Raw genomic sequence first — 10,408 nt, forward strand, 5'->3', positions numbered from 1 at the left:
GAACTGGAGAACTGCCGGATTCATCGCAATCGCGCTACTCGTTGGCTATGGAACGCTGGCGCTTATAGCCTTTGGAAAATAGCTGCAGCGCAGCCGGTTAGCTTCAGGCTTTCCCGGCTGCCGTTTAAGCAGAAACTTCAGCTTCGATTTCAAAGTGTTCCAGAAACGCCATGAGCTTCCCACGTTCAGCTGCGTCTTCCCGTGTGCGCGATAGTAAATGCGTCGTGCGTGGCTCCCGATCGAGGAAGAGTTTGCCACTAACGCTGGAGGCTTCGGATGCAGCGCAGAGCCAGATAATCGTATCGGCCCCTTCTTGTGGAGATCGGAGGATAAAACGCGTGAGGGTATGAAACGCAGGGAGTGCGGTTTCGACGCCCGGCGTATCAGCCCAGCCCGGATGCATCGCATTTACGACGATACCGTCTTTTTCCCAGCTGTCCGCCCACTCTTCAGTCACGACAGTCAAGGCTCGTTTGCAGCGAGCATACGCCGTTGCCCCAGCATAGTTTTCCGCGGTCGCTTCCAGTTGTTCGACGCAAAGCTTTTGCGAATACATTCCTCCAGATACAACGTTGATTACGCGAGACTTTCCCGCAGCTTTCAAAAGCGGGTGTAGTGATTGTGTGAGACGCCAAGGGCTGAGCAGGAGGAGAGCAAAGCTCTGCTCCAGGCCTTCACTGGTTTTGCTCCAGTCGTTGAACAAAGCGCCGGCGTTGTTGACCAGTACATCGATGGGTTTGCCGTCCTTCAGTAGTCGCTGGGCCAGGGCATCAACGTCTGTCATGAGAGACAGATCTGCTAGTTCGTGGCGTATTGCACGATTCCCGGTTTCCGCCTTGAGCTCTTGGACGACTGCTTTGGCACGCTCAGGATTTCGCATGACTAGAATCAATTCGGCGCCGCGCTGGGCAAGTTCCCGCGCAGTAGCCAGCCCAAGGCCTGAACTGGCCCCAGTGACGATTATTCGTTTGCCTTTGACTGAGGCGCTCATGGGGAGCCAGTGTTTGCGACCTCGGCGGTAGCCCCATTTGCTAAACATAGCCAAGCCAGGCCAAAGCAAGCGGTCTGCCGTTGCGCTTCCCGGGGAGATTTTCGGTGCGGCATTGTTGTCTTCAAGGGCGCGCTGAAGCCCTCGTAGTGCCACGTCACCCATACTTTGCATACCACTTTTGAGTATGTTTTCGAATGCGGAAAAGGGCATTTTATAGCTGAAGTCCGCACGATAATCGATCCGGGTTAGGCCTTGTTCTTCTGCAAACGAGATGGTGTCCACCGCGGAAAAAAGCCAGCTGTCGGCCTGTAAGGTGACTAGCTTGGCAGGCTCGAATTCGGTAATGGTGTAGAGAAGTTCGATGGATCCCACGGGCAGGCGGCAACGCACGGCAAAGCGAGACCCGATGCCGATAGGCCCGTCGCTGAGTTTTCTGGCCTTAAAAGCAGTCGCGTCCCATTCGGGAGAGGTTCTAAAGTCGGCTGCGTAATCGAAACATTCTTCGATGCGTCGCGCGACGCGGATAGTTTGGTGGAGGCTGATCATGGTGCGAGCGAACTCTTGCTAAATACAGCGATACCTACGCATTCTGGCGCCGCTTAGTTCACCTTCGAGTACTCTTCAAACAGCCACGTTGACGCTAGTCGTCTACCCACACATGGCGTAGGGGTTCGCCGAAATCATCGTAAATGACCTGTTTTCGAGATCGCTTGAAACCCTGCTTACGAGGGGGTTTACGCGACCCTTTGAGTGACTCTCGCCGAGCCTCTATTGTGGCTACCACTTCGGGCACCGGGGTGCGTTCGCCGGGAGGTCCAGGCAGTGGCTCCTCGGGGGACGTTGTTAACTTCGCCGCCCACGTGTAAAAACTTCTGGGTTGCCTGCTCTAACTCCTGACGCATAGCCGCCTTGGTTTTGGTGGCCAGCGCGGGCTTACTGCTTTTGTTGTCGTCCGTCTCAGTCATGGTGGGTAATTGACTAGCAAGTGCCTCTTTGTCGTACCTAAGTCGCCAGAGTTTGCATTCTGACGCGCCTGATTTGGCTTACGGGCCATTATAGCGCCTGATTTGGTGGTTCCGCCCTACCTGTATCTGGGATAATCATCCTTGCTTACGTAATCTCTCGGAGTTAACTGTATGTTTTGGATTGCTATCACCCTTGTGGCGTTCGTAATGTTTTCTTACCTGGTCCTGCGGGGTGAGAACCTGTCATATCTTGACCAGCCTGTACCGCGACACAGCGCTCGTGCTCCGAGCGAGGCTATGCAGTCGGTGCTTGCGTCATTGAGTGAGTTTGGGGGAGGGTCCCACGGTCGCGGGCGACAGCGAGTGCATGCAGTGCGAGCTTTCATGGATAAGATGGGGGCTGAACGAGAATATGTGAGTGAGTTTCATACGCTCTCCACACAGGAGTTGCGTGGCGAGTGGGTGCTTGCGCCGAATTTCGATAGCGGGCGGCGTATTTTGTATTTGCATGGTGGCGCGTTCATCGCCGGTAGCCCCGTAAGTCATCGTCCCATCACTGACAGGCTTGCGCGACTCACTGGTGCGGCCGTATTTACGCTCGATTATCGGCTTATGCCCGAACATAAGCGTATTGAAGGTATCGAGGACTGCAGACGAGCCTATCGCTGGATCTTGGAGAACGGGCCCGATGGACGCTCCCCCGCGCAAACGCTGGTCGTTGCAGGAGATTCTGCTGGAGGTAACCTGACGCTTTCTTTGCTTGCCTGGGTTCGGGACCAGGGCTTGCGCCAGGCCGATGCCGGTATTGCACTTTCACCTGCGACGGACGCAGTATTAGATGCACCGAGCTTGCGCAGCAACATCGCCACCGACGCGATGCTGGGGCCGGCTTTTGGTGCCTTAGCAAAAGTGCCATCAATATTGGTGCTTTGGTACACCTGGGCGACATCCAGGATGCTCCCTACAGACCCTCGGATATCACCGTTGCGTGGGTCACTTGCGGATTTGCCGCCGATTCTTGTGCAGGCCAGTGACTCAGAAATGCTGCTGGATGACGCAAGACGCTACGTCGCCAAGGCGCAGGCGGCAGAATCGCCTGCACTGCTGCAGACCTGGCCGGACATGGTGCACGTCTGGCAAATGTTTACGCCAGAGTTGGCCGAAGCGGAGGAAGCCTACGCGAACATTGCCGAATTTCTCAGTAGCGTGTCGTCCACGGACGGTACCGAGCAAGCGGCATGAACGCGCTGCGCTCAGCGCTGGTATTCGCCTGGATGGTTGTGAGCATTATTCCGGTTGGGCTGGGCTTATTGGTTTGTTCATTGTTTTTGTCTTCAGAAAAGCTATGGCGTTGGTTTGCCAGGCCCTGGCTGCGCGGCGTGGTCGTTGCGGCCCGCTGGGTGGGTCGAGTGGATTACCAGCTCATAGGCGAGGAGAACCTGCCGGGGGCTGACGATATGCGGCGAGTGATTCTGGTTTCTAAGCATCAATCTACTTGGGAGACGTTCTTCTTTCCCAGCATGATGCCCCATAACCTTGCCTACGTATTCAAGAAAGAGCTTTTGCGAATTCCGGTTTTTGGTTGGTGTATGGCTCGACTTGAAATGGTCCCTATTGATCGTAGCAAGCATTCTGAGGCCTGGAAGAAAGTGGCGCAGTACGGTGAGAAACTGATGGATCGTGGCCGGTGGATCATTATGTTTCCAGAAGGTACGCGCAGTGAGCGAGGGGGGCAGGGTAATTACAAAAGCGGCGCTAGCCGTTTGGGGGTCGCTACCGAGGCGTTGCTCATACCCATTGCGGTGAGTTCGGGCCAGTGCTGGCCTCGGAAGTCGTTCTCCTTTATCCCCGGAACGATCGATGTATCCATAGGCGAACCTATTTCCGCAGCAGGGGGGGCCCCCGAGGCCTTGATGGCCCAGGTGGAGACCTGGATTGAAGCCGAGATGCGCCGGCTTGATCCCGAGGCATACGTCCAGAGCAATACAACATCCACTGATGCAGGTTCTGACAGTGTCTGAATATAGTTTGCCTCAATGTCACGCAATAGTTGTCAGTGCCGACAATGATTGGAGAGACTCTCTCTGTCAGCGCCTAAGTGAACTTGAAGCGCGCGGCGAAGAGGAGAACCGGTGCTGTGAATTGAGAGTTTCGGGTCTTGCTTCTCCGGATTTGTTGGTCGAGCAGGCCCGGCTCGACGGAGCTTTGCAGTGCGTCGTGCTGGACGCTGCCAGTTTGTCTGACGTCGAAACGACAGTCTCTCAGCTGCGCAGTGTACGTAGCGAAGTGGATGTTTTTATTGCGGTACCGTCGGGGCAGACGCCCGCTGACGACAATGCTGAACTGGTTGATCGTGACGATACGCGGGCCGAAATTTTGCTCCGACGTTTGCGCCGCGCAATTGCGAAACGAGCCAGTACGCCCTTTGCTGACACCTTGCGTGAGTATGTTGAAGGCGCTCGTGACGCCTGGCACACGCCGGGACATTCCAGCGGGGATGGCTTGCGCGAGAGTCCCTGGGTTGCGGATTTTTATCGCATGATGGGTGAGCACGTCTTTAACGCTGACCTGTCGGTTTCCGTTCAGGAGCTGGACTCCTTACTGGATCCATCGCACGTCATTCATGCCGCACAGGACCTTGCCGCTGATGCCTTCGGGGCTAAACATACCTTCTTTGTGACCAACGGCACGTCGATGGCGAACAAAGTGATCGTTCAGCATGTTCTGGGTGACAGGGGCAAAATGTTGGTTGATCAGGCCTGCCACAAATCGGTACATCACGCTGCAATCATGTCTGGGGTAGACCCCATCTACTTGCCTGCGAGTGTGAATGAGACTTTTGGCCTGTATGGGCCGGTGAGCAAGAAGACTATTTATGACGCCATCGATGCTCATCCCGATGCGCGCTTACTGGTTCTCACCTCCTGCAGTTACGACGGGTTCTATTACGATCTTGCTCCAATTATCGCCAGGGCTCATGCCGCAGGGATGAAGGTTCTAGTGGATGAGGCCTGGTATGCGCATGGTTATTTTCACCCAGACCTGAGGCCCTGTGCTCTGGAGAGCGGTGCAGACTACGTTACCCAAAGCACGCACAAGATGCTCTCTGCCTTTTCTCAGGCGAGCATGATTCATGTGGCCGATCCGCAGTTCAATGAAAGTCGGTTTCGTGAGCATTTAAATATGCATACATCGACGAGTCCGCAATACGGGTTGATCGCCAGCTTGGACGTGGCACGCAAACAAATGAGTATGGAAGGCTTTACACGACTGGACCGGTGCATAGCTTACGGCCGGGAGCTTCGCAGTGGAATTGCGGACACGGGTCGCTTTAGGGTTCTTGAGCTCGCAGATATGTTGCCGGATCCCTTGCAAGATGATGCTGTGCGCCTGGACCCTACCAAACTAACTATTGATGTGAGTCGTGCGGGATGTACAGCGCGGGACCTGCAAAAAGCCCTGTATAAAAAGCATTCAATCCAGGTTGAGAAGATCACTCACAACACGCTTTCAGTGCTGGTTACTCTGGGCACCACCCAAAGCAAGGTGTTGCGCTTACTCAATGCCTTGAGAACTCTGGCCAGGGAAATACCCGAAAAACCGATCCGTTCGCAAGCTCCGAGTGTGCTCCCAACGATCGGAGATATTGTCACCCGGCCACGAGAGGCCTACTTTGGTCCTAGCGAGGACGCCCCCCTAAGTGACGATAGTCACGGCGTGAACAAAGCTCTCATCGGTAGAATCAGCGCAGATCAGGTGGTTCCTTATCCTCCGGGCATCCCGGTTTTGGTGCCGGGGCAGCGCATCAGTGAAGATGTGCTTGATTACTTGTTGGATCTATACCACGGGGACAGCGGTATCGAGTTGCACGGCCTTATGCGACATGACGGCCGGGCTATGCTACGTGTCGTTGCCTCTACAGATGGTTGATAGTTAGACCAAAGCGAAGATAAATTTACTATCAGGATAGGGTTTTATGGCAATTCAGGAAATTTACGTCGACTACGAAGTCTCGGGTTCTATACATCAGGCTTTTGTCGCCTGGGACGATGTCCGATCCGGACCACGTCCCGGAATTATGGTTGGTCATGCCTGGGGCGGTAGGACTGAGTTTGAAGAGAGCAAAGCTCGTGGCTTAGCCCAGCAAGGCTACGTGGGCGTGGCGATCGATATGTATGGCAAGGGAATTCGCGGGTCGTCACCAGAAGCGAATGCGGCGCTGATGACGCCATTGCTGGAGAACCGGGCGGAGCTTCAGACACGTATGACAGCGGCTCTGGCCGCGGTGCATTCATTGAAAACTGTTGATGCTAATCGATGCGCGGCCATGGGATATTGTTTTGGAGGTCTTTGTGCGCTGGATCTTGCGCGTATGGGCACCGAGATCGCCGGTGTCATTTCCATTCATGGCTTGTTCATGCCTGCTCAAAACCTCACTGATATTGCGATTAGCGCTAAGGTACTTTGCTTACACGGATATGACGATCCGATGGCTGATCCACAGAGCATGCTTGCCTTGGCTACGGAGTTGAGTGCGGCGGGCGCTGATTGGCAGGTACACGCCTACGGAGGTACGCAACACGCGTTTACTAACCCTCAGGCCAACGATTCGGCGAGCGGCACGGTTTATAGTCCCGCAGCGGACGCCAGAGCCAGTGTCGCGATCAGTGATTTTCTGCAGGAACTGTTTGGCGAATAAAGGCTCAGCGTCGGAAGAAGTTTTGCCACCAGCCGAGTTTATTCCTGATTTCTACCTTTAACTGCTACGGCAGGTCGTTGGGGGAGAGAGGCCTTTTCGTCAAGGATGGCGTTCAGCCACGCCGCTGTACGAATCCCCGCGAGTGCCAGCCGTTCTTCCCCGCGGGGAAGCTCTCGGCATATGTAGGCTTCATCGATGGAAATAGGTACCGGGTAAAGCGATTCGCGTAACGCGGCGCTCTCCGCAATCCAGACCTGGGGATTGCTGTCTTTTGCTTGGATATTTCGCCGGTGATCTTGACTATAACTTGATTTCCCCCGCGATCCAGGCCATTCCCAACGTGCATTGGCTGCATCGCCCTGGGGGGGTGGGCCCGACTTCCTCGTAGGCATGGCCCTTTGGCACCGTGACGTAATGATAGGGGCCCGCTTCTTTTTGCCAAAAGTTCGACGGGTCACTGCGCATTCGATCAGCCCAGGTGGAGGCACTTGCCAGAGATTCATCGTCCAGCAGCGCTGTGAGTTGTTGCTGACAGTCCTCAGTAAGGTAGGGCTGAGCAAGCTGAGCTGCAATTTCGTGCCCCATAGCGCCCCAAGGCCTGCGCTAGAGGACTGCAAAGCATCCCGGCTAGCGAAAGCGCCAGCATCAAGAACGATGCATGTCTCAGGACCAGGCGCCGAAAGCGAAAAGTAGAGATAGTTTCAGTAGTTGGCATGGGGATGAATGTTACTGCCAGTGCCACCCCTAACTCCAGACTGTGTTTGCGGTGCTGCTGTGGTATAAAACCGCGCCTCAAAACACTGGAGTTTCTGCGATGAATCATGACCTGCAACCGATCATTATCGGCGTAGGACAAGCCGTCTGGCGCGAACGCGATGTTGAACGCTCGCCGGTCGACGCGCTTCAAGCGGTTGCAGCAAAGGCGCTGTCGGACACGGGGTCAGAGCGGGTGATGCAGGCCATTGATGGCATTGTTCACATCCCGTTCTTAATGAACCAGGTGCCGGGTCTGGCAGAAGCGATGCCCATTAACCCCGGGGCTGCATTGGCAGATCGATTGGGTATTGATGCCATCCAGTACACGTCGGACGTAGGTGGGAATCTTCCGCAGCAGTTGCTGAATGAATTTTCCGGACGCCTGACGCACGGTGATGGAGAAGTGGTACTGCTGTGTGGCGTCGAACTGTTGGCATCATTCCTGGGCGCAGTGCGCTCGGGGCAGCCATTCCCTGATTGGAGTACGGGTTTGGACAGTACAGCGATTCAGGTCGGGGAAACACCGCTTATGACCGCGGCGACGGAGCAGGCACATGGGCTCTACGAGCCTATCAACGCCTATCCCTTGTTTGAGTCTGCTCAAGCACATGCAAAAGGACTCTCAAACGCGGAGCATCAAACGCTTTTGGGTGATCTGCTCTCCAGTATGAGTCGCTGCGCAGAGCAAAACCCTTATGCGTGGAAGAATCGTCAGTTATCTTCTCAGGAGGTGCTATCCACGGCCGGCGGCAATCGGATGATTAGCTATCCCTATACGAAAGTCATGAACGCGATTATCGCGGTTGATCAGGCCGCCGCGGTAGTGCTGACCACCGTGGGCAAGGCACGAGAACTGGGTGTAGATCCTCAGCGATGGATTTATCTTCGGGGAGCGGCCAGTGCACACGATTCGTGGTTCTTGAGCCAACGCGCTAACTTACAGGAGTCTCCCGCTCTAAAGGCTGCCTGCAAAGCGGCGCTGACCCAAAGTGGTTTGTCTGTCGAGGCGCTTACGCACTTTGATCTTTACAGCTGCTTTCCTTCGGCGGTGCAGGCGGGGTGTGATGCTCTCGACCTTGAGCTTGACGATTCTCGTGGCGTGACGGTCACCGGCGGCCTAAGCCTGTTTGGCGGGCCTGGTAACAACTACAGTTTGCACGCAATTGCATCGATGGTGGACCGCCTCCGTGAGACTGATAGAGGGGCCGGGTTGGTGTGGGCCAATGGAGGCTACCTAACCAAACATTCTGTGGGCGTCTATGCACGGGAGCCGTCTGAACATCCTTGGGAGCCAAAAAGCGATGAGTCGCTGCAGGCGAGCATCGATGCGCTCACTACGCCAGTCCTTGCTGAAGAAGGCGAGGGTAGCTTTGTCATCGAAGCACATACAGTGTGTTACTCCGCAGAGCAGCCCGAGCGAGCTATTGCTCTTGGTCGACTGGCTGACGGCCGGCGCTGCGTGGCCCTGTCCAAGGACTCTGAGCTAATGCAGAGGCTCATAGAGAAAAACCATGTAGGTTGTCAGGCGCGCGTAACGCATGAAGATGGTCTAAACCACTTTAATCTCTAGGGCGAACCTAACTGCCGTGGTTCTCGAGCGCCTCGAATCGATTTCTTTCGAGATTTTTACGCACATTGTCGATCCCAAACAATTGGCCGTTCATGGTGATGTAGACGCCGGGAGTGGCTGCTTGCAGGGCTCCCAGGGCGCAGCCAATATTGAAAATGGCATCCGAGCCCTTAAAAGCCGCTGGCTGCAAAGCGCCAGTCAGCACGATGGTTTTTCCCTCTATGCCTTTTAACGCCTGACCAGTCTGGACCATCCCGTCGGTGCCATGGGTTATGAGTACGTGCTGCTCGGTACAGCGTTCGGCACTTTCCCGAATCAGTTTTCGATCATCATCGGTCAGCTCGAGGCTATCTTTGCGCATCGCTGACTCAACGGTGTAAGGAAACTGAGCGCCCATACTGTCAAGCAGTTCACCAATAACGGGGTCACCAACCTGATAGTCGCTCTTGGCATCGAAGTAGATTTTGTCGATGGTGCCGCCGGTCGTAATAATGTGAAGATTCATGTTGTGCCTGGGCCTTCTTAGCTGAGGACGAATCCTCCTACAAGCGTGAGCCCCTGTCGAGGCTCTATTCACTTGCAGTCATTACCTGATCCGCGCTGCGCAACTATGCGCTCGGGCCGCTTATAATGTCTTCCAGCAAACAAGCATCGGCATATTGGACAGCGATTATGGGTTTTTACGATCGACACGTACTTCCGCACTTTATCAACTGCGCCTGCGGCAGTAAGCCAATCATGAAGCAGCGAGAGAAAATTGTTCCTCGTGCTACAGGTACGGTGCTAGAGATCGGTATAGGAACTGGGCTTAATCTTCCGTACTACGATCCTGACAAGGTGGACAGACTTATTGGACTTGATCCATCAGAGGCTTCTTGGGAGCTTGCGCAGTCTAGGGCAAAGGGTATTGGGTTCCCCATCGAGTTTATTGGCTTACCCGGAGAGCAGATCCCCCTGGCAGAGAGCAGCGTAGATACTATCGTGATGACCTTTAGCCTGTGCACGATTCCGGATCCCATGGCCGCGCTTGAGGGCATGGCTCGCGTTTTGCGTCCTGGGGGAATTTTGCATTATGCAGAGCATGGGCGAGCTCCTGATGAGGACGTGCGCCGGTGGCAAAATCGCTTGAACCGTCTCTGGGGTGCTATCGCAGGTGGTTGTCATCTCAACCGGGATATTCCGGCTCTGCTACAAGAAGGGGGGTTTCACAGCGACGATCAGGAAAGCATGTATCTCCCGGGTACCCCGCGCTTTGCAGGCTTTAACATCTGGGGCAGCGCCAGGCGAGGTTGAGTCCATCGGATGTTTACAATTTCGCGTGCCGCATGTGTCATGGTTTTTCTGTTTGGCTTGTCTTCTCAATATGTGCAGGCCGAAGGGCTTCGCTATCGCGTTGAGGGTGTAAGTCAGGAGGCTAGAGAAAACAT

10 protein-coding genes are annotated in these 10,408 nt (G+C 55.0%); 6 read left to right on the forward strand and 4 right to left on the reverse strand.

The features are described from left to right. Nucleotides 1–124 precede the first annotated feature (124 nt). Both ACI9KD_RS15920 and ACI9KD_RS15925 read right to left on the reverse strand, forming a co-directional pair. Nucleotides 125–1,537 (reverse strand): SDR family NAD(P)-dependent oxidoreductase, encoded by a 1,413-nt coding sequence (locus ACI9KD_RS15920; protein WP_414982158.1) that lies wholly within the window; start codon nucleotides 1,535–1,537, stop codon nucleotides 125–127. A 188-nt stretch (nucleotides 1,538–1,725) separates the two neighbouring features. After that, the gene (locus tag ACI9KD_RS15925; RefSeq protein ID WP_414982159.1) at nucleotides 1,726–1,956 is read right to left on the reverse strand and encodes a hypothetical protein; all 231 of its coding nucleotides are present in this window, start codon (nucleotides 1,954–1,956) and stop codon (nucleotides 1,726–1,728) included. Nucleotides 1,957–2,127: 171 nt separating this feature from the next. Here ACI9KD_RS15925 and ACI9KD_RS15930 point away from each other — a divergent pair, with 171 nt between their 5' ends. The 4 genes from ACI9KD_RS15930 to ACI9KD_RS15945 are packed head-to-tail and all read left to right on the forward strand — an operon-like array spanning nucleotide 2,128 to nucleotide 6,655. Beyond that, nucleotides 2,128–3,198: an alpha/beta hydrolase gene (locus tag ACI9KD_RS15930; protein ID WP_414982160.1), complete on the forward strand. Its 1,071-nt coding sequence runs from the start codon at nucleotides 2,128–2,130 to the stop codon at nucleotides 3,196–3,198. Beyond that, complete coding sequence (locus ACI9KD_RS15935; protein ID WP_414982161.1) at nucleotides 3,195–3,977, forward strand: lysophospholipid acyltransferase family protein; 783 nt, start codon at nucleotides 3,195–3,197, stop codon at nucleotides 3,975–3,977. Before ACI9KD_RS15930 ends, ACI9KD_RS15935 begins: the two co-directional genes overlap by 4 nt. Further along, nucleotides 3,970–5,886, forward strand: a complete 1,917-nt coding sequence (locus tag ACI9KD_RS15940) for an aminotransferase class I/II-fold pyridoxal phosphate-dependent enzyme (protein WP_414982162.1) — start codon at nucleotides 3,970–3,972, stop codon at nucleotides 5,884–5,886. The genes ACI9KD_RS15935 and ACI9KD_RS15940 overlap by 8 nt, the downstream gene beginning before the upstream one ends. Before the next feature lie 46 nt (nucleotides 5,887–5,932). Continuing rightward, nucleotides 5,933–6,655 (forward strand): dienelactone hydrolase family protein, encoded by a 723-nt coding sequence (locus ACI9KD_RS15945; RefSeq protein ID WP_414982163.1) that lies wholly within the window; start codon nucleotides 5,933–5,935, stop codon nucleotides 6,653–6,655. A 300-nt stretch (nucleotides 6,656–6,955) separates the two neighbouring features. Here the strand turns inward: ACI9KD_RS15945 and ACI9KD_RS15950 are convergent, their stop codons facing one another. After that, entirely contained in the window at nucleotides 6,956–7,240 is a 285-nt protein-coding gene (locus ACI9KD_RS15950; RefSeq protein ID WP_414982164.1) for a S1/P1 nuclease, read from the reverse strand. A 229-nt stretch (nucleotides 7,241–7,469) separates the two neighbouring features. On the opposite strand from ACI9KD_RS15950, the gene ACI9KD_RS15955 reads away from it, so the two are divergent. Beyond that, nucleotides 7,470–8,981, forward strand: a complete 1,512-nt coding sequence (locus tag ACI9KD_RS15955; RefSeq protein ID WP_414982165.1) for an acetyl-CoA acetyltransferase — start codon at nucleotides 7,470–7,472, stop codon at nucleotides 8,979–8,981. 7 nt (nucleotides 8,982–8,988) lie between these two features. Here ACI9KD_RS15955 and ACI9KD_RS15960 read toward each other — a convergent pair whose 3' ends face one another. Next, a complete protein-coding gene (locus tag ACI9KD_RS15960; protein WP_414982166.1) occupies nucleotides 8,989–9,486 on the reverse strand; it encodes an asparaginase domain-containing protein in 498 nt (165 codons plus the stop codon). Nucleotides 9,487–9,653: 167 nt separating this feature from the next. Between ACI9KD_RS15960 and ACI9KD_RS15965 the strand changes: the two genes are divergently transcribed. Then, on the forward strand, nucleotides 9,654–10,274 hold the full coding sequence (locus ACI9KD_RS15965; RefSeq protein ID WP_414982167.1) for a class I SAM-dependent methyltransferase: 621 nt from the start codon (nucleotides 9,654–9,656) through the stop codon (nucleotides 10,272–10,274). Nucleotides 10,275–10,408: the final 134 nt, after the last annotated feature.

The organism is Congregibacter sp., from assembly GCF_047617445.1.
GTDB lineage: Bacteria > Pseudomonadota > Gammaproteobacteria > Pseudomonadales > Halieaceae > Congregibacter.